This is a genomic window from Microbacterium sp. AC145, from assembly GCF_979258505.1.
Genome location: NZ_OZ409859.1, coordinates 3,330,379 through 3,349,350, shown reverse-complemented (window position 1 = coordinate 3,349,350; position 18,972 = coordinate 3,330,379). Strand labels below are relative to the sequence as shown.

At 68.5% G+C, this 18,972-nt stretch carries 21 protein-coding genes; 13 read left to right on the top strand and 8 right to left on the bottom strand.

Annotated features, from left to right (window positions below; genetic code table 11):
- Positions 1–25 precede the first annotated feature (25 nt).
- A complete protein-coding gene (locus ACZZZN_RS16145) occupies positions 26–937 on the top strand; it encodes a hypothetical protein (RefSeq protein ID WP_463506146.1) in 912 nt (303 codons plus the stop codon).
- A 15-nt stretch (positions 938–952) separates the two neighbouring features.
- On the opposite strand, the gene ACZZZN_RS16140 is transcribed toward ACZZZN_RS16145, so the two are convergent.
- Positions 953–1,789 carry a sulfurtransferase gene (locus ACZZZN_RS16140; protein ID WP_463506145.1) on the bottom strand — a complete coding sequence of 279 codons (837 nt, stop codon included), beginning with the start codon at positions 1,787–1,789 and terminating at the stop codon, positions 953–955.
- A 57-nt stretch (positions 1,790–1,846) separates the two neighbouring features.
- On the opposite strand from ACZZZN_RS16140, the gene ACZZZN_RS16135 reads away from it, so the two are divergent.
- Positions 1,847–2,764, top strand: coding sequence for a DMT family transporter (locus ACZZZN_RS16135; RefSeq protein WP_463506144.1), 918 nt, complete (start codon positions 1,847–1,849; stop codon positions 2,762–2,764).
- Positions 2,765–2,768: 4 nt separating this feature from the next.
- On the opposite strand, the gene ACZZZN_RS16130 is transcribed toward ACZZZN_RS16135, so the two are convergent.
- Together ACZZZN_RS16130 and ACZZZN_RS16125 are read right to left on the bottom strand one after the other, a co-directional pair.
- Positions 2,769–3,170 (bottom strand): (R)-mandelonitrile lyase, encoded by a 402-nt coding sequence (locus ACZZZN_RS16130; RefSeq protein ID WP_463506143.1) that lies wholly within the window; start codon positions 3,168–3,170, stop codon positions 2,769–2,771.
- A gap of 55 nt (positions 3,171–3,225) precedes the next feature.
- Positions 3,226–4,245: a zinc-dependent alcohol dehydrogenase family protein gene (locus ACZZZN_RS16125; protein ID WP_463506142.1), complete on the bottom strand. Its 1,020-nt coding sequence runs from the start codon at positions 4,243–4,245 to the stop codon at positions 3,226–3,228.
- Between the two features lie 116 nt (positions 4,246–4,361).
- On the opposite strand from ACZZZN_RS16125, the gene ACZZZN_RS16120 reads away from it, so the two are divergent.
- Entirely contained in the window at positions 4,362–5,021 is a 660-nt protein-coding gene (locus tag ACZZZN_RS16120) for a GTP cyclohydrolase II (protein ID WP_463506141.1), read from the top strand.
- Positions 5,018–5,494, top strand: a complete 477-nt coding sequence (locus tag ACZZZN_RS16115; protein WP_463506140.1) for a MarR family winged helix-turn-helix transcriptional regulator — start codon at positions 5,018–5,020, stop codon at positions 5,492–5,494. Before ACZZZN_RS16120 ends, ACZZZN_RS16115 begins: the two co-directional genes overlap by 4 nt.
- A 5-nt stretch (positions 5,495–5,499) precedes the next feature.
- Here the strand turns inward: ACZZZN_RS16115 and ACZZZN_RS16110 are convergent, their stop codons facing one another.
- Positions 5,500–6,372 (bottom strand): aldo/keto reductase, encoded by an 873-nt coding sequence (locus tag ACZZZN_RS16110; protein WP_463506611.1) that lies wholly within the window; start codon positions 6,370–6,372, stop codon positions 5,500–5,502.
- Between the two features lie 92 nt (positions 6,373–6,464).
- On the opposite strand from ACZZZN_RS16110, the gene ACZZZN_RS16105 reads away from it, so the two are divergent.
- The gene (locus ACZZZN_RS16105; protein WP_463506139.1) at positions 6,465–7,343 is read left to right on the top strand and encodes a helix-turn-helix transcriptional regulator; all 879 of its coding nucleotides are present in this window, start codon (positions 6,465–6,467) and stop codon (positions 7,341–7,343) included.
- Between the two features lie 57 nt (positions 7,344–7,400).
- A complete protein-coding gene (locus ACZZZN_RS16100) occupies positions 7,401–7,757 on the top strand; it encodes a helix-turn-helix domain-containing protein (RefSeq protein ID WP_463506138.1) in 357 nt (118 codons plus the stop codon).
- Between the two features lie 128 nt (positions 7,758–7,885).
- Here ACZZZN_RS16100 and ACZZZN_RS16095 read toward each other — a convergent pair whose 3' ends face one another.
- Positions 7,886–8,479 (bottom strand): ClpP family protease, encoded by a 594-nt coding sequence (locus ACZZZN_RS16095; RefSeq protein WP_463506137.1) that lies wholly within the window; start codon positions 8,477–8,479, stop codon positions 7,886–7,888.
- Positions 8,476–9,090 (bottom strand): ClpP family protease, encoded by a 615-nt coding sequence (locus ACZZZN_RS16090; protein ID WP_463506136.1) that lies wholly within the window; start codon positions 9,088–9,090, stop codon positions 8,476–8,478. Before ACZZZN_RS16090 ends, ACZZZN_RS16095 begins: the two co-directional genes overlap by 4 nt.
- Before the next feature lie 138 nt (positions 9,091–9,228).
- Between ACZZZN_RS16090 and ACZZZN_RS16085 the strand changes: the two genes are divergently transcribed.
- A complete protein-coding gene (locus ACZZZN_RS16085; RefSeq protein WP_463506135.1) occupies positions 9,229–9,696 on the top strand; it encodes an acyl-CoA thioesterase in 468 nt (155 codons plus the stop codon).
- Positions 9,697–9,759: 63 nt separating this feature from the next.
- Positions 9,760–11,469, top strand: coding sequence for an AMP-binding protein (locus ACZZZN_RS16080; RefSeq protein ID WP_463506134.1), 1,710 nt, complete (start codon positions 9,760–9,762; stop codon positions 11,467–11,469).
- 10 nt (positions 11,470–11,479) lie between these two features.
- Here the strand turns inward: ACZZZN_RS16080 and ACZZZN_RS16075 are convergent, their stop codons facing one another.
- A complete protein-coding gene (locus ACZZZN_RS16075; protein WP_463506133.1) occupies positions 11,480–11,893 on the bottom strand; it encodes a hypothetical protein in 414 nt (137 codons plus the stop codon).
- Between the two features lie 103 nt (positions 11,894–11,996).
- Positions 11,997–13,469 carry an MATE family efflux transporter gene (locus tag ACZZZN_RS16070; protein ID WP_463506132.1) on the bottom strand — a complete coding sequence of 491 codons (1,473 nt, stop codon included), beginning with the start codon at positions 13,467–13,469 and terminating at the stop codon, positions 11,997–11,999.
- A gap of 146 nt (positions 13,470–13,615) precedes the next feature.
- Here ACZZZN_RS16070 and cycA point away from each other — a divergent pair, with 146 nt between their 5' ends.
- The 5 genes from cycA to ACZZZN_RS16045 all read left to right on the top strand — a co-directional run bounded on the left by cycA (position 13,616) and on the right by ACZZZN_RS16045 (position 18,972).
- Positions 13,616–15,076, top strand: coding sequence for a D-serine/D-alanine/glycine transporter (gene cycA / locus ACZZZN_RS16065; protein ID WP_463506131.1), 1,461 nt, complete (start codon positions 13,616–13,618; stop codon positions 15,074–15,076).
- 96 nt (positions 15,077–15,172) lie between these two features.
- Positions 15,173–16,159 carry an aldo/keto reductase gene (locus tag ACZZZN_RS16060; RefSeq protein WP_463506130.1) on the top strand — a complete coding sequence of 329 codons (987 nt, stop codon included), beginning with the start codon at positions 15,173–15,175 and terminating at the stop codon, positions 16,157–16,159.
- Positions 16,160–16,190: 31 nt separating this feature from the next.
- The gene (locus ACZZZN_RS16055; protein WP_463506129.1) at positions 16,191–16,844 is read left to right on the top strand and encodes a YigZ family protein; all 654 of its coding nucleotides are present in this window, start codon (positions 16,191–16,193) and stop codon (positions 16,842–16,844) included.
- A gap of 51 nt (positions 16,845–16,895) precedes the next feature.
- Positions 16,896–17,825, top strand: a complete 930-nt coding sequence (locus ACZZZN_RS16050) for a J domain-containing protein (protein WP_120494607.1) — start codon at positions 16,896–16,898, stop codon at positions 17,823–17,825.
- A 154-nt stretch (positions 17,826–17,979) separates the two neighbouring features.
- Positions 17,980–18,972, top strand: coding sequence for a LacI family DNA-binding transcriptional regulator (locus tag ACZZZN_RS16045; protein ID WP_463506128.1), 993 nt, complete (start codon positions 17,980–17,982; stop codon positions 18,970–18,972).

The following is an 18,972-nucleotide window of genomic DNA, read 5'->3' as shown; positions in this document are numbered from 1 at the left end:
ATTCTTCACATACCGGAGGGGTGCTGTGACGAGTATTGAAAATGGCATCCGGCGCGCGGCGGATTCATTCGCCGGCTCGTTCCGCGATGCCATCAACGCGCGCGGGCTCACCCTCGCACGACTCCACGAGCTCCTGCGCAGCCGCGGCAACAGCGTCTCGATGGCCACCCTCAGCTATTGGCGGTCGGGCGCCCGGCGTCCGGAGAGCGCCCAGTCGATGGCGGCGCTCAGTGACATCGAAGAGCTTCTGGGCCTCGAGAGCGGAGCCCTGACCGCTCTGCTCGGTGCGACCAACCGCACAGGACCCTTGGGGCCGACTCAGTTCCCCCTCGACGAGGAAGAACTCGAGCGCGCGGTGCGAGAGGCCTTCGCGGCGCTCGGCGCCGTCTACCCCGACACGTCTCGTGAGCTGACCACGCACTCGGTGACCGACGTCGACGAGGCCGGGAACGTGTACCGGTCGGTGACGCGAAGCATCGTGCAGTCGACGGTCGGCACGGTCGACTCGATCCCCTTCCTCGAGCTGACTCCCGGCGAGCGCACACCGACCCCGATGATCGAAGCGGTGTCCGGAGGCCGCATCTCGGCGCGCTACTCGCACCCCAACGGCGAGGTGCACGGGGTGCTGTTCGAGCTCGAGAAGCCGCTGCCCGCGCCGGAGACGGCGATGGTCGAGTGGTCGGTCGAGTACCCGCCCGGATACCCGCCGCAGCGCGAGACCGGCCACGCGCTCGCGCGCCAGAGCCGCGAGCTGCTGGTGTGGACGCGATTCCACCCGGACGCCCTGCCCGACCGCATCGAGGAACGCGTCGAGACGCCGAGCGGGGCGAAGACCACGATCCTCGACCTCGGCGGACGTACGTCGATCCATCAGGTGCGCAGGGCGTTCGGACCCGGCCTTCTCGGGATCAGCTGGAGCTACGACGACGGCCGCTGAGCCGACCGTGCGACCTCAGCCGGCCTGATCGCCGACCGCCGCGGGCCGACCCGGCGTGTTCGACCACTGGCTCCACGATCCCGGGAAGACCTTGGCCGGGATCCCGATCTCGTCGAGAACGAGGGCGGTGTGCGCGGCGGTGACCCCGGATCCGCAGTAGGCCGCGACGGGAGTGCCGTCGCTCACGCCGACCTGAGCGAAGTTCGCCTGCAGAGTGTGGGTGTCGAGGATCTTGCCCTCCGGATCGAGGTGCGCAGCCATCGGCAGGTTCACCGCGCCGGGGATGTGCCCGGCGATGGGGTCCAGCGGCTCATGCTCGCCGCGATAGCGCTCGGCCGCTCGCACGTCGAGCAGCACACCGGATGCCGGGAAGTCGGCGGCCTCGTCGATCGAGATCGCATCGGCGCCGATCTCGTCGAGCACGACATCACCCGGCTCGGGCCGCACGTCATCGGTCTCGACCGGGAACCCGGCAGCACGCCAGGCCCGGATGCCGCCGTCGAGCACGCGCACATCGACGCCGCCCTGTCTCAGCAGCCACCAGGCGCGCGCGGCGCTGAGGCCCTTGCTGTCGTCGTAGGCCACGACGATGTCTCCGCCGTCGACGCCCCAGCGGCGGGCGGCATCCTGCAGGGTCTGCGTCGAGGGAAGCGGATGCCGCCCTTCCGACGGCTGCCCGTGCGTGGACAGTTCGGTGTCGAGCGGCACGTAGACCGCACCGGGGATGTGCCCCTCGAGGTAGTCGGCATGGCCATCCGGGCGATCCAGGCGCCAGCGGACGTCGATCACGCGCACCGTGCTGTCGCTCGCCAGAAGCCGGTGCAGATCGTCGGCGCTCACGAAGTTGCTCATCCTGCGAGGGTACCGAGTACTAGGCTCGATCCGGCTTCGTCGAGAAAGGGACTGCGCGTGCCCACTCGATTCCACTGGATGCGACTCCGCCCGCAGGAGATCGCGCTCCTCGCCATCACCGCCGTCTGGGGCAGCACCTTCCTGCTCGTGCACTGGGCGATGCAGCACTCCGGGCCGTGGTTCTTCGTCGGCATCCGGTTCCTCGTGGCGGGAGTGATCAGCGTCGCCATCTTCCATCGGGTGCTGCGCGGCATCCGCTGGCGCGACATCGGTGCGGGCGTCGCGATCGGCGTCATGATCTATCTCGGCTACGGCCTGCAGACCGTCGGACTGCAGACCATCGACTCCAGCACCTCCGCCTTCATCACGGCGATGTACATCCCGCTCGTGCCGCTCGCCCAGTGGGCGGTGTTCCGCAAGCGTCCACCGGCCATGGCCTTCGTGGGCGCCGGGCTCGCGTTCGTGGGACTGCTGCTGATCGCCGGTCCAGCCGCCTTGACCCTCACCCTCGGGGCAGGAGAGATCGCGACCCTGATCAGCACGCTGCCGATCGCGGCCGAGATCATCCTCATCAGCGTGTTCGCGGGCAGGATCGACCTCGGCAGGATCACGATCATCCAGCTGCTCACGGCCGGCGCACTCGGCATCCTCACCATGCCTGTCGTCGGCGAGACCGTGCCCGAGTTCTCGTGGATCTGGGTGGGCTGCGCCGTCGGACTCGGCGCGGCGAGCTGCCTGATCCAGCTCACGATGAACTGGGCGCAGAAGTCGGTGTCGCCGACCCGCGCGACGATCATCTACGCAGGCGAGCCTGTGTGGGCCGGGATCGTCGGGCGCATCGCCGGTGAGCGTCTGCCGCTGCTGGCGCTGATCGGCGGCGCACTCGTCGTGCTCGGCATCGTGGCCAGTGAGCTGAGACTCGTGCGCCGCCGCGAGCCGGCGGCTACCCCGGTGCCGTCACCGGCACCGGAGTAGGGGGTCAGCGCCGGCGATAGTCCTCGTCGGTCACGTGCTCGAGCCATGTCGTGGTCTCGCGCGGGTCGTCGGCACCCTCGAGCAGTGCGAGATGCTGCATGAAGCAGTCCTCGGCGGCACCGTGCCAGTGCTCCTCCCCGGGCGGCGTGTAGATCGTCTCGCCGGGTCGGGCCTCGACGACGGTTCCGTCACGGGTGCCGCAGAGGGCAGTGCCCTCGGTGACGCGCAGGTACTGGCCGCGCGCGTGCGAGTGCCACGCCGTGCGCGCTGCGGGTGCGAACCGGACGAGCCCTCCCGACATCCGCTGGTCTGCATCATGCGGGGCGATGATCGGGTCGAGCCAGACGTCGCCCGTGAACCATTCGGGCGGGTTCTTCACGGTCGGGGTGCGGTCTTCGATGTGCATGTCTTCTCTCCTGTCGCAGGTCGGACTGTCGCAGGGTCGGCGTCTGCCGGCCGATTCAGACGGTGAGCAGCACCTTGGTGGCGCGACGCTCGTCCATGGCGCGGTAGCCCTCGGCGGCCTCCTCGAGCGGAAGCGTGAGGTCGAACACCTTGCCGGGGTCGATCTTGCGGTCCCAGATGAGCTGGATCAGCTCGGGCAGGAAGCGGCGCACCGGTGCCGGGCCGCCGTGCAGGTGCACTCCCGAGAAGAAGAGCTCCTCGCCGGGCAGGGCGACGTCGTGCGAGACGCCGACGTATCCCACGTGACCGCCGGCGCGAGTCGCGCGGATGGCCTGCATCATCGACTCCTGTGTGCCGACGGCCTCGATCACCGAGTGCGCGCCGAGCCCGTTGGTGAGCTCCTTGATGCGGGCCACGCCCTCGTCTCCGCGCTCCTCCACGATGTCGGTCGCGCCGAACTCACGTGCCAGAGCCTGACGGTCGGCGTGACGGCTCATCGCGATGATCCGTTCGGCGCCGAGTTCACGCGCGGCGAGGATGCCGAGCAGACCCACTGCTCCGTCACCCACCACGGCGACGGTCTTGCCCGGGCCGACCTCTGCGGCGACGGCGGCGAACCAGCCGGTGCCCAGCACGTCGGATGCCGCGAGCAGCGACGGGATCAGATCGGCGTCGGGCTGCCCCGGCGTCGCGACGAGCGTGCCGTCGGCGTGCGGGATCAGCGAGTACTCGGCCTGGGTCCCGAAGGCGCCCATCGGCACGACGTGCACGCAGCGGGACTGGTATCCGGCCTGGCAGATCTCACACGTGTTGTCCGAGGCCATGAACGATCCGACGACGAAGTCGCCGACCTTCACGGTCTTCACATCGGCGCCGATCTCTTCGACGATGCCGACGTATTCATGACCCATCGGGTCGTGGTCGACCTCGTTCGCGCCCCGGTAGGGCCACAGGTCGGATCCGCAGATGCAGGTCGCGGCGATCCGGATCACGGCATCGGTCGGACGGGTGATGGTCGGCTTCTCGCGGTCCTCGACGCGAACGTCGCCGGGTGCGTACATGACTACTCCACGCATGAGTGGTGCTCCTTCGGTGTTGTGGCTCCAGTCAACTCCGGATGTCGCGTCCGCGGGAGGCTCTGATAAAACACCCTTCGTGGGAATAGACACGCGCACCGCGCGTTTCACCCCACATGATTGAAACTTCAACCGTCGTTCCGGTCGCTACTGAGCGCACCCGCGTTCGTGTGCCGATGCGCTTCGCCGACGGGTTCTCGACCACGGCGGATGTCGTGACCTTCGACGGCCTGGTCGACGGCCGTGAGCACCTGCTGCTCGGCCTCGGCGACTGGAAGAGTGCGCTCGAGCGCGCCGCCGACGGCGGGGACGCTCCTCTCGTGCGCCCGCACAGTGAATGCCTGACCGGCGATGTCTTCGGATCCGAGCGCTGCGACTGCGGTCCGCAGCTGCGGGAAGCCGTCGAGCGCATCGCCGAGGAGGGCGGATTCCTGCTCTACCTGCGCCAGGAGGGTCGCGGCATCGGCCTGTACGCCAAGCTCGACGCCTACGCACTGCAGGACGCAGGGCTCGACACCTACGAGGCGAACCTGGCCCTCGGCCGCGGCGAAGACGAGCGCGACTACACGGTCGCGGCGCAGATGCTGCACACGGTGGGTGCCGACAGCATCCGCCTGCTCAGCAACAACCCCGACAAGGCGGCGCAGCTCGAGTCCCTCGGCATCCGCGTCACCGAGCAGGTGCGCACGGGAGTGCATCTGTCGGATGCGAACCACCGCTACCTCGAGGCCAAGCGCGACCACACCGCGCACACGCTCGATCTCTCGGCCGCATGATGAACGCGCAGGTGGTGAACGACCGGCGGCTCGACGACACCGAGATGCAGACGTGGCTGCCGACCATCCGGTTCGTGCAGCTGCTGCCGCAGGTGCTCGACCGCGCGCTGAAAGCCGAGACCGGGCTCAAGCATGCGCATTACGCGATCCTCGTGACGCTCGCGGGTCAGGATGACCGCGCGATCCCGATGACCGAGCTCGCGCAGATCGCCGGGCTCAGCCGCTCGCGTCTCAGTCATGCGATCGACTCGCTCGAGGAACGCGGCTGGGTGACACGCACCTCGTGCAGCAGTGACAAGCGCACCCTGACCGCCGCGCTGACGGATGCCGGTCGCGAGTTGCTGCGGGGAGCTGCCCCCGTGCACGTGGCGCAGATCCGTGAACTGATCTTCGATCCGCTCACCGAGGCCGAGCGGGAGCAGCTCGGCGCGATCGCGGCCAAGCTGCTCCCGGGTGTGACTGCGGCCCTCTAGCTAGCTCATGCTTCGGGGATCTCCCGGCCGAAGGTCTCGAGCGTGACGTCTTCGGGCTCGGGGCCGCGGCGCACACCCGTGTCGAGGGCGTCGATCGCGCCGAGCTGATCGGCCGTGAGCTCGAAGTCGAACACGTCGAAGTTCTCGGCGATGCGGGCGGGGCGCACCGACTTCGGCAGCGCCGAGCGGCCCTGCTGCAGGTGCCAGCGCAGCATCACCTGAGCGGGCGACTTGCCGTGCTCGGCGGCGATGGCCGTGAGAGTCTCGTCGTCGAAGACGGATGCGCCATTGGGGCGATACGCCGTGATGCCGCCGATGGGCGACCAGGCCTGCGTGACAGTGCCGGCAGCGGCATCCGCCTGCTGCACCTCGCGCTGCTGGAAGTACGGGTGCACCTCGATCTGGTTGATCGCCGGGACGATGCTCGTCTCGGCCGCCAGCTTCTCGAGGTGCTCCACCATGAAGTTGCTAACGCCGATGGCGCGCACCCGGCCGTCGGCGAGCAGGGTCTCGAGCGCCTTGTAGGCGCCGAGGGTGAGGTCGAAGCGGGTCGGCAGAGCCTGGTGCAGGATCAGCAGGTCGAGTTGGTCGACGCCCAGCTTGCCGGTCGACTTCTCGAACGCGTGCAGCGTCTCGTCGTAGCCGAAGTCGCTGATCCAGACCTTGGTCTCGATGAAGATCTCGTCGCGCGCGATGCCGGTGCGACGGATCGCCTCGCCCACCTCGCGCTCGTTGCCGTATGCGGCGGCGGTGTCGATCAGGTGGTAGCCGGTCTCGAGTGCGGTGCTGACGGCATCGACGGTCTCGTCCGGAGCGGCCTGGAAGACTCCGAAGCCGAGGGCAGGCATCTCGATGCCGTTGTTGAGCGTGATGTTCATTGTCATGCTCTCAGTCTGCGCGCGCTCTCGCAGACGAGGGAGAGTCCACCAGTACCTCCCTTCACCCGGCGAGGGGGCGTACCGTCGAGGACATGGACACCCGCAACGAGGTGCGCGAATTCCTCTCGTCGAGGCGCGACCGCATCACCCCCGATCAGGCAGGCCTGCCCGCATACGGCGGCAACCGGCGCGTACCCGGGCTTCGCCGCGAAGAGGTGTCGCTGCTCGCCGGCGTCAGCGTCGACTACTACACCCGCCTCGAACGGGGCGATCTGTCGGGGGTCTCCGACAGCGTGCTAGACGCGCTCGCCCGCGCCCTGCAGCTCGACGAGGCCGAGACGGCGCACCTGTTCGACCTCGCCCGCACGGCCAATGCGTCACCGGTCGCCCGCAAGCCGCGCAAGAAGGTCGAGACGCTGCGACCCAGCATCCTGCGCCTGCTCGACGCGATGACGGAGGCGCCCGCGATCGTGCGCAACAACTACTTCGACTACCTGGCGGCGAACGCGCTGGGCCGCGCGCTCTACGCCCCGCTCTTCACGACGCCGGTGCCCAACAGCGCCCGCTTCGCCTTTCTCGACCCGGCCGCGCAGGAGTTCTACCCCGAGTGGGAGCGCAACACCCAGGAGCTCGTGGCCGCGATGCGCGGCGAAGCCGGACGCAACCCGTTCGACCGCAAGCTCACCGATCTCGTGGGCGAGCTGTCGACCCGCAGCGAGCGGTTCCGCACCCTGTGGGCCGCGCACAACGTGCGCTTCCATCGCAGCGGTGTCAAGCGCATCAACCACCCTGTCGTCGGCGAGATGGAACTCACCTACGAGGCCTTCGAGCTGCCGGCCGATCCCGGCCTGCAGATGTCGACGTATACGGCGGAGCCGGGCTCCGCATCCGAGGAGAAGCTGCGGATGCTCGCCAGCTGGGCGGCGACGGATGCTGCGGCATCCACTCCTGTGGAGCGAGCCGAGGCCTGATTTCTGCTCTGAGCAGAACCGCTCGAATCTGCCGCTGACGGCGGATTATCGTGAGGCATGGCCGACCTCGTCCCGTTCCCTCGCGCACCTCGCTCTGCCCGCCCTCGCCCGAGCGAGCCCGAACCCCTGTGGCGCCAGATGGTCGGCGACCAGCTGCGGCGCCGACGACACGACCGCGACGAGACCCTGACCGAGACGGCCGGAAACGCCGGAGTCTCGCCTCAGTACCTCTCCGAGGTGGAGCGAGGACTCAAAGAGCCGTCGAGCGAGATGATCGCCGCGATCGCCGGGGCCCTCGACACTTCGCTGATCGAGTTGGCGAGCGCCGTGGCCGACGAATTGCGTCAGTCGACGATGGCCTCGGCATCCGCTGCGGTGTCTGTCACCCGCGGCGCCTTCGCCCTCGCCGCCTGACGGCTCGTCTCGTCTGCCCGTCCGTCTGAGGTCCGTCCGTCTGCAGGACTTCGGCACGGATGCAGGACCAGAACGGCAGAATCATCCTGCATTCGTGCCCCGATCCTGCAGACGAACACCGAGGCCCTTCAGGCCGCCCGCTCCCCCAGCACGGTATCGATCAGTCCGTACTCCCGGGCAGCGGATGCCGTGAAGACGCGATCCCGATCGGTGTCGGCCCGAAGGTCACTCAGCGAGCGTCCGCTGTGCCTGGCGAGGATCGCCTCCATGTCAGCCCGCACGCGAACCACCTCGTCGGCCGCGAGGATCAGGTCGGGGATCGCGCCGCGTGACTGCCCCGCGGGCTGATGCAGCACGATGCGGGCGTGGGCGAGAGCGGCTCGCTGTCCCGGCGCTCCGGCCGCGACGAGCAGCGCGGCGGGTCCGATCGCCTGCCCGACGCAGGTCGTCGCGACCGCGGGGCGGATGTGCTGCATCGTGTCGTAGATCGCGAGCGCCGCCCCCGGGTCACCTCCTTCGCTGTTGATGTAGAACTGGATGCCGGAATCCTGATTGTCGGCATCCAGGTGCAGCAGCTGCGCGATAAGCGCATTCGCGACACCCGCATCGATGCCGGTGCCGAGGTAGATGACCCGCTCCGCGAGCAGGTGCGAATAGACGTCCATGACCCGATCGCCGCGCGGATGCTGCGCGATGACGTTCGGGATCGTGTAGCCGCTCATGCGCTCGCCCCCAGTCCGACCCGAGCCCGGCGGCGCGGCATGAGGTCGCCGAGAGAAGTGACGATCTCGTCGATGAAGCCGTAGTCCTTCGCCTGCCCTGCGGTGTACCAGCGGTCGTGCAGCGAGTCCTCGAAGATGCGATCCACCGGCTGCCCGGTGTCGGCGGCGATCAACCCGAGCACCGTGTCGCGCATGTGCCGAAGGTCGTCGGCCTGGGTCTCGATCTCGCCGGCCGACCCGCCGATGCCCGCAGACCCCTGATGCATCAGGATGCGCGCATGCGGCAGCGCGCGGCGCTTGCCCTTCGTGCCCGCCGAGAGCAGGAACTGCCCGGCACTGCAGGCGAGCCCCAGCGCGAGAGTCGACACGTCGTTCGGCACCATCGTCATCAGGTCGCGGATCGCGAGCATCGAGGGAACCGAACCGCCGGGCGAGTGGATCCACAGGGCGATGTCGGTGGTCGGGTCCTCTGCCGAGAGAGTCAGCAGCTGCGTCATCAGCAGCGTGCCGTTGTCGTCGTCGAGTGCGCCGTCGAGCACGAGCACACGCTCGTGGAACAGGGCTCTCCTGGCCTCGGGGCCGAACTGCGGGAGGGGGTTGTCTTCGCTCATGCGACCAGCATCCGCCGCCTCGCTCTGCCGCGGGCCGGTATCCGCTCCGGGCAGATCAGCCCTCGGCAGATTCCCCCTCACGATGCACGGATGTGCAGGCGTAACCTTCCCGACTCATGACGCTTCTACCCTCGAGGCATGGCGAAGCAGAAGACACCCGAGTGGCAGTGGTCCGAAGACGGCATCAACTTCCGCACCCGCAAATGGGTGCGCCCCGAAGATCTCAACGCGAACGGCTCTCTGTTCGGCGGCAGCCTGCTGAAGTGGATCGACGAGGAGGCGGCGATCTACGCGATCGTGCAGCTGGGCAACTACCGCGCGGTGACCAAGCACATCTCGGAGATCAACTTCGAGGCGTCGGCCGTGCAGGGCGATCTGATCGAGATCGGCCTGCAGGCCACGCGCTTCGGCACCACGTCTCTGACCATGCGCGCCGTCGCCCGCAACATGATCACGCGCAAGCGAATCCTCACGATCGAGAAGATCGTGTTCGTCAGCCTCGACGAAGACGGCGTGCCCACCCCGCACGGATACAAGGAGATCACCTACAACCGCGACCGGATGCCGACCGAGCGCCTGGCCACGGGAACCATCCGCCTGCCGTAGGTCGGCCCGGCGGCCGCGCTCGGTGCGAGGATGGAAGACGTCCGTCGAGCAAGGGAGCCCCGAATGAGCCGCAGCGCCACCGCAGCCACGACCGCGATCCGCGAGATGCGCGACTTCCTGTTCGCGAACGCCACCGACTACGCCGCGGCGCGTGACGAATTCTCCTGGCCGACACCCGGCGAGTTCAACTTCGCCCTCGAGTGGTTCGACGTGATCGCCGGCGAGAACCCCGATCGTCCGGCCGTGCAGATCGTCTCGGCTGATCTGAGCCTCGAGTCGTGGACCTACGGCGACCTCTCCGCACGTTCAGACCAGGTCGCCGCGTGGCTGATCGGGCTCGGCATCCGTCGCGGCGACCACGTCATCGTCATGCTCGGCAACACGATCGAGCTGTGGGAGGTGATGCTCGCGATCACCAAGATCGGCGCGGTGTCGATCCCGACCTCGACGCTGCTCTCGGCATCCGACCTCGCCTATCGCGTCGAGCACGGCCGCGCCCGCGCGATCGTCACGCTCGGCAGCCTCGCTGAGCGCATCGCCGACATCGACGCCGAGGTGCTGCGCATCGGGGTGGGTGACGGCCTCCCCTCCGAGTGGATGCGCTTCGACGACTCAGCCGACGCGCCGACGACGTTCGACCCGGATGCCGCGACTCCCGCCGATGACACGGCATTGCTGTACTTCACGAGCGGCACGACCAACCGCCCGAAGCTGGTGCAGCACACCCACGTCTCGTATCCGATCGGACATCTGTCGACCATGTGGTGGCTGGGCGTGCGCCCCGACGACGTGCACCTCAACATCTCCTCGCCCGGGTGGGCGAAGCACGCCTGGTCGAGCTTCTACTCGCCGTTCCTCGCCGAGGCGACCGTGTTCGTCTACAACTACGACCGCTTCGACGCGAACACCCTCATGCAGGTGATGGACACGCACCACGTCTCGACGTTCTGCGCTCCGCCCACCGTGTGGCGCATGCTGATCCAGGCCGATCTCGCCCGTCTCACGCGCCCGCCGCGCGAGTTGGTCGGCGCCGGCGAACCGCTGAACCCCGAGGTGATCGACCGCGTTCGTGAGGCCTGGGGCGGCACGATCCGCGACGGGTTCGGGCAGACCGAGATGACGGCCTGTGTGGGCAACTCCCCCGGTCAGGTCGTGAAGGTCGGCTCGATGGGTCGCCCGCTTCCCGGCTACCCGGTCGTGCTGCTCGACCCCGCCACCGGAGAGCTCGCCGAATCCGAGGGCGAGATCGCGCTCGACCTCGCGCACCCGCCCGCAGGGCTCATGGCCGGGTACTACGACGATCCCGAGAAGACCGCCGAGTCGCGCGTCGGGGGCTACCACCACACCGGTGACATCGCGGTGCGCGACGACGAGGGCTACCTCACCTACATCGGCCGGGCGGATGACGTCTTCAAGGCATCCGACTACAAGATCTCACCGTTCGAGCTCGAATCGGTGCTTCTCGAGCACGAGCTCGTGATCGAGGCGGCGGTGATCCCGAGCCCCGATCCGACGCGACTGGCTGTGCCGAAGGCCTACGTGTGCCTGCGCCCGGATGCGACGGATGCCGAGGCCGACGCTGCCCGGTCGATCTTCACGTATGCGCACGACCGCCTGTCGTCGCATCTCTGGGTGCGGATCATCGAGTTCGTGCCCGAGCTGCCGAAGACCATCTCGGGCAAGATCCGTCGCGTCGAACTGCGCGCCCGCGAGGTCGAGCGCGTGGCGGCAGGAGCTGAGGCGCGACAGCACCGCGACCGCGACTACCGCTGAGGCGAAAGCCTCAGCTCGCGAGTGCGGGAACGCTGCCTGTGCTCGTCGACGTCGCGCCGCGCGGCACGATCGTCGTGACCGGGGCTGATGCCGGCGCGATCTCGGTCGCTGCCGCCACCGGACGCGCGGATGCCCGCGACTCGGCCGATGCGACGAACACGCGCAGCACGCCGCCGATCACCAGCATGCCGACCAGCGCGGCCCCCGCGACGATGAGCGGAGCCCACTGATTCGCGAACGATGCGGTGAGGCTCATCACGGCGGCAGGGATCCACAGACCCACTGCTCCGCCCGCGAGACCGCCTGCGCCGCGTGCGATCGCGACACCTGCGACGACCGCGCACAGCACGGCCACCGCCGCTCCGAAGATTCCCAGTGGTACCAGGAACGCTGCCAACTCGTGTGCCATCCTCGATGACGTCATGACGACCCCCCGTCAGCGGTATCTCCGCATCACCAAGATTACGAAGTATCGGGTGACACGGCATCCATCTGAAGGATGATGTTCTCCAACCGTGACGCGTCGTTCAGCGGCGCTTCATCCAGGCGAAACGCGATCCGCGTACCACCGGGAGCGACTGCGTGATCACGGCGTCCACGACCATCGACCCGTCGGTCGGCCCGACGATCGCGATCGCCGAGGTCTCGGTCGTCTCGAGAGGCTCGACGGGCATGGTGGCGAGAGCGCGGTGCGCGCGGATGTAGGCGGGCACGAGTAACACGATGGCGCCGAGCCAGGCGAGCGGATTGCTGAGCGCGACACCCGCGAAACCGATGAGCGCACCGAGCACCACCGCCGCACCGACGCGCATCACGAGCTCGATCACGCCGGTCACCGTGGGCACCAGCGTGTGGCCCAGTCCCTGCAGCGCACCACGTAGCACGAAGAGGATGCCGAGCATCCAGTAGCCGCAGCCGTTGATGATGAGCATGAGATGCGCGAGCTCGACGACCTCGTCGGACCCTTCGCCGATGAACAGGCGCACCATCGGGGTGCCGAAGGCGATGATGATCACGCCGAGCACCGCACCGGTGATCACCGCCATCCAGGTGCCTTCGATGACACCGCGGCGGATGCGGTCGGGCCGCCGGCCCCCGAGGTTCTGCGCCGAGTACATCGAGGCCGCGAGGCCGAGCGATGACAGGAAGGCCACGGCGAGCCCGTCGACGCGAGATGCCGTCGTGTAGGCGGCGACGGCATCGGAGCCGAGGGTGTTGAGGGCCACCTGCACCGCGAGTGTGCCGATCGCGATGATCGAAGCCTGGAACCCCATCGGCAGGCCGAGGCGCAGGTGCTCGCGCAGGTCGTCGCGGGTGATCTGCCAGTCGGCGCGGCGCAGGTGCAGGATCGGCAGGCGTCGGCGCACGAACTCGAGGCAGAGGATGACCGACACGGCCTGGGCCACGACGGTCGCGATGGCGGCACCGCCGACGCCCCAGGCGAGCGGGCCCACCAGAAGGACCACCAGCCCGACGTTCAGCACGCACGAGACGGTGAGGAAGATCAGCGGCGTGCGGGAGTCGCCGATCGCGCGGATGATCGCGGAGAGGTAGTTGAAGAACATCGTCGCGCTCGCGCCGATGAAGCTGATCTGCGTGAAGATCGTCGCCTCGGGCATGAGCTCGGCGGGGGTCTGCAGCAGCTCGAGCACCGGACGGGCGATCAGCGGAGCGGCGATCGTCAGGACGACGCTCGTGATGCCGGTCAGGATCACGCCCGTGGCGACCGAGCGGCGCACGCCCGCGGCGTCACCCGCACCGAAGGCCTGCGCGATCGGGATCGCGAAGCCGCTCGTGAGGCCCCAGGCGAAGCCGATGAGCAGGAACAGCAGGCTGCCGGTCGCGCCGACGGCGGCGAGGGACTGCACGCCGAGGTGACGCCCGACGACGACGGCGTCGGCGAATTGGTACATCTGCTGCACGACGTTGCCGAGCAGCAGGGGGATCGAGAACGACAGGATGACACGCCACGGGCGGCCCGTGGTGAGGGAGGTGGCCATGGGGAAGCGGCTCGCAGAAAGTGGGGGCGGATCGGGGGTCGTACCAGGATATCGAATCGATTCGGTTCGTCGACAGGTCGAATCGAGAAGTACGGTCGGAAGGATGCCGCAGCGGGTCGCGGCACGGAACACCGGAGGTTCGAGCGATGACGACAGAGAAGACAGGCGGATCCGTCGGGGTGGACGGATCAGCCGAGGGCGACGACCAGCACCTGAAGCGGGCGCTCACCAACCGTCACATCCAGCTGCTCGCGATCGGCGGGGCCATCGGCACCGGCCTGTTCATGGGCAGCGGCAAGACGATCTCCGTGGCCGGCCCCTCGGTGATCTTCGTCTACATGATCATCGGGTTCATGCTGTTCTTCGTCATGCGGGCCATGGGCGAGTTGCTGCTGTCGAACCTCAAGTACAAGTCCTTCAGCGACTTCGCGAGCGACCTGCTGGGCCCGTGGGCCGGGTTCTTCACCGGATGGACCTACTGGTTCTGCTGGGTCGTCACCGGAGTCGCCGATGTGATCGCGATCGCCGGATACACGGATGCTCTGTTCCCCGGCGTCCCGTTGTGGATCCCGGGCCTGCTCGTGATCCTCATCCTGCTCGCGCTGAACCTGCCGACCGTCGCCGCCTTCGGTGAGATGGAGTTCTGGTTCGCACTGATCAAGATCGTCGCCATCGTCGCGCTCATCATCACGGGACTCGTGATGATCTTCACCGGCTTCCAGCACGACGCCGGCACCGCCAGCTTCAGCAACCTCTGGGCGCACGGCGGGATGTTCCCGCACGGCTTCATGGGCTTCGTCGCCGGATTCCAGATCGCGGTGTTCGCATTCGTGGGCGTCGAACTCGTCGGAACGGCCGCCGCCGAGACCAAAGACCCCGAGAAGAACCTGCCGAAGGCGATCAACGCGATCCCGATCCGCATCCTGCTGTTCTACGTCGGCGCCCTCGTGATCCTCATGGCCGTCACCCCGTGGACCGAGTACGTCGCCGGTGAGAGTCCCTTCATCGCGATGTTCGCCCTCGCGGGCCTCGGCATCGCCGCGACCGTGGTGAACCTCGTCGTGCTGACCTCGGCGATGTCGAGCGCCAACTCGGGCATCTACTCGACCTCGCGCATGGTGTTCGGCCTCGCTCAGGACGGCGATGCCCCGCGCATCTTCGGTCGGCTGTCGAAGCGCCGGGTGCCGCAGAACGCACTGTTCCTGTCGTGCATCCTGCTGCTCTCGGGCGTCGTGCTGCTGTACGCGGGTGAAGACATCGGCACCGCGTTCGACATGGTGACCACGGTCTCGGCCGTGTGCTTCATGTTCGTGTGGACGATCTTCCTCTGCAGCTACCTCGCCTACCGGCGCCGCCGCCCCGAGAAGGTCGCGGCGTCGAAATTCCGGATGCCGGGCGGGGTCTTCATGGTCTACGTGGTGCTCGCGTTCTTCGTGTTCATCCTGTGGGCACTGACCACCCAGCCCGACACGCTGACCGCACTGCTGGTGACGCCGATCTGGTTCGCTCTTCTGCTCGTGGCCTGGTTCTTCGTGCGAAGGACGCAGAACCACCTGACGCGCCACGCGGCGCACATCGCGTACCTGCGCGACGACTCGGCCGAGTAGTCGCGCGGGCTCGGACGGTGTCTGAGGGAGGTTCCGACAGGCCCTCCCTCAGCGCCGCGAGCGGGCGTAGCGTCGGCCTTGACGAAAGGACACGACATGCACACTCGCACACTCGGCCAAGGACTTGAGGTCTCGGCTGTCGGCCTCGGCTGCATGGGAATGTCGCAGAGCTACGGTCCGAACCCCGGCAGCCGCGACGAGATGATCGCCGTGCTGCGTTCGGCGCTCGATCTCGGCGTGACATTCTTCGACACCGCCGAGGTCTACGGCCCCTACGCCAACGAAGAGCTCGTCGGCGAGGCGCTGGAGCCGATCCGCGACCAGGTCGTCATCGCGACGAAGTTCGGCTGGCGCATCGAAGACGGCAAGAGCGTCGGTCTCGACAGCCGGCCCGAGCAGATCCGCCGCGTCGCCGAGGAGTCGCTGCGACGCCTGCGCACCGATGTGATCGACCTCTTCTACCAGCACCGCGTCGACCCCGACGTGCCGATCGACGATGTCGCGGGCACCGTCGGCGAGCTGATCGCGGAGGGCAAGGTGCGTCACTTCGGTCTCTCCGAAGCATCCGCCTCGACGATCCGCCGCGCGCACGCGGTGCAGCCGGTCACCGCGCTGCAGAGCGAGTACTCGCTGTGGACCCGCGACCCCGAAGCCGAGGTGCTGCCGGTGCTCGCCGAGCTCGGCATCGGCTTCGTGCCGTTCAGCCCCCTCGGCAAGGGATTCCTCACCGGCACCGTCGATCAGACCACCGCCTTCGCCGACGGCGACATCCGCGGCACGATCCCCCGCTTCAGCGAGGAGAACAGAGCCGCGAATCAGGCTCTGGTCGAGCATGTCGCAGCTCTCGCGACGGCGAAGGACGCGTCACCGGGACAGATCGCCCTCGCCTGGCTGCTCGCCCGCGAACCGTTCATCGTCCCGATCCCCGGCACGAGGCGCACCGCGCGGATCGCAGAGAATGCAGGATCCGCGGCGGTGCCGCTGTCGGCCGACGAGATGGCCGATCTCGACCAGCTCGCCGCCCGTGTCGGTGTGCAGGGCGACCGCTACAACCCGCAGCAGATGTCGTTCGTCGACCGTTGAGTGCGCATGGTGGCTGGGTAGTCTGAGGCGGATGACCTCCGCCCGCACCTACCCGGCCACGATCGCCGCGCCTGTGCAGCACGAGCTCGTCATCAAGAAGTCGCGGTTCATCACGACCGTCGAACCGGTCGGCTCGGTCGACGACGCGGATGCGGTCATCGCGCGTGTCCGCAAGCAGTGGTGGGATGCCAGGCACAACTGCACCGCGATGGTCACCGGCCTGCTCGGCGACCAGGCGAGATCGTCGGATGACGGCGAGCCCTCGGGTACCGCGGGGGTGCCGATGCTCGAGGTGCTGCGCCGCCGGAAGCTGACGGATGTCGTGGCGGTCGTGACCCGTTACTTCGGCGGGGTGAAGCTCGGCGCGGGCGGGTTGGTGCGTGCGTACTCCACCGCTGTCTCGGAGGCGCTCGATCTGGCGACGCTCGTGCGTCGCCAGTCGCTCACGCAGGTCACGCTCGACGTCGCTCACGCAGATGCCGGCCGATTCGACAACCTGCTGCGCGACTGGGTGCTGCATCACGGCGCGACACTCGGCGAGCCTCGCTACGGAGCGCTGGCGACGCTCGAAGCCTGGGTTCCGGCAGACGAGCTCGACCGGCTCGCGGATGACATCGCGGCGGCATCGGCAGGTGCGGTGGTGCCGGTGATCGGTGTGGAGCGCATCGTGGACGTCCCCGGCTGATCCACAACAGCGTCCGGATATTCTGGATGCCGCGATCTCGGAAGGAGAGCGATGTTCGACAGCCCGCTCTCGGCCTCTGCCTACGAGATCCTCGGCGTGGACCCGTCGGTCGACGACGTCGAGCTCCGCCGCGCGTATCGACTGCGTCTGCGGGAGACCCACCCGGACACCGGAGGCGACGCCGCCGTGTTCATCCAGGTGCAGCGCGCGTGGGAACTCGTCGGCACTGCAGACGACCGCGCCGCGTACGACCGTCGCAGTGGCGTGCATCCTGGCATCCAGACCGATTCGGCGTCGAGCGGGTGGCGCCCGCAGGCGGCCACTCGCACCGACACCCGCCCTCGGGCGCGCTCCTACGGTCACCCCGGCGGATGGCGGCGCGAGCGCTACCTGGTGCTGATCCGCGAATGGGCGGGCCGCGGTGTCGACGTGCCCGATCCGTACGACCCCGCGCTCGTGCGCTCGGCTCCGCGCGATCTGCGTCGGCTGCTCGCCGACGCCCTCGCCGAAGAGGCGACCGCGCGCACGGTGAGCGCGCTCGGCATGGGCTTCACCGTCTGGCACGACGTCGCCACGGGCGCGGATGCCGACGACAAGCTCGACCACGTCGTGCTGAGCCCATCGGGCCTGTACGCCGTGATGTCGGAGGACTTCGGCGGTGTCGTCGGGTTCCGCAGAGGTGAGATCACAGGGCCCAGCCTCGGCACCAGGGCCCCGGTCACGGCCGCCCTCTCTCGCATGCGGTCGATCGCCAAGGCGGCGCGCGTGAAGTTCGGCGGCGTCATCATGGTGCTCCCCGACGACGATCTGTCTCAGGCCGTCACGCCGCTCGGCAGCAGTCGTGGCGTGCCGGTGGTCGTCGTGCGACGCAGTGCTCTCTCGATGGTGCTGCGCCAGGGAGTGCCCGGCGCCCGCGCGATCGGCGGCAACGAGCTGTTCGACGTGCGCACGCGCCTGCAGCAGACCGTCACGTTCGTCTGAGCGGCACCGTCTGATCCGGGGCTCCGCCCGCGCAAGAGGTCTTGACCACCGTCATCAAACCGGTTTACACTCGCTTCACCCGCGATCGTCAAACCGGTTAGATCCTGCTTGACCGGATCCCGACGATCAGCCCGATGTTCCACGAGGAGGTGGCATGAGCCGCACGACGATCGCCGACGTCGCCCGCGAAGCCGGCGTCACCAAGGCCACCGTCTCGCACGCGATGAGCGGCAAGCGGCCCATCTCCGACGACACCAGGGCCAAGGTGCTCGCCGCGGCCGAGAAGCTGAACTGGGTGCCGAGCCAGAGCGCCAGGGCCCTGGCCACCCAGAAGGCGAACGCCGTCGCCGTGGTGCTGGCCCGCGACCCCGAGGTCATCGCGAACGATTCGTTCTTTCCCGCGTTCATCGCGGGTGTCGAGTCGGTGCTCGCCGAGACCGAGACGGCTCTGATCCTGCAGGTCGTCCCCGATCGCGCTGCCGAAGAGCGCGCCTACCGCTCGCTCAGCCACGGCCGCGCCGACGGCGCCCTGCTGCTCGATCTTCGCACCGACGACTGGCGGGTGCCGCTGCTCGAAGAGCTCGACCTGCCGGCCGCGCTGGTCGGCGCCTACGAGCAGCCGACGCGGTTCTCGTGCGTGCGCACCGATGACGACGCGCCGGTGCGGGAGCTCGTCGCGCACCTGCGCGCCGAGGGGCACGAGCGCATCGCGCACGTCGCGGGTCCGCTCGATTACGTGCACTCACGCGTGCGAGCGGATGCCTACATCGACGCTGTCGGAGGGGATGAGCTGCTGCGCGAGGGCGACTTCACCGCGTCGAGCGGCCGCGCGCGCACCGCCGAGCTGCTCGACCTGCCGGAACGGCCGACGGCGATCCTGTACTCGAACGACACCATGGCGATCGCAGGGCTGTCGTACGCACGCTCCAGCGGCCTCAGCATCCCCCGGGATCTCGCGATCGCCGGCTTCGACGACGACCATCTGTCCGCCCACCTCTCTCCCGCTCTCACGAGCGTCTCGTCAGGGCCCGCCGCGCGAGGACGCGTGGCCGCCCGTCTGCTGCTGGCCGACATCCTGGGCGCCGAGCCGCGCACCGAGGTCGTCGACTGCAACGTCGTGCACTTCCGGGAGAGCACCACCCGCTAG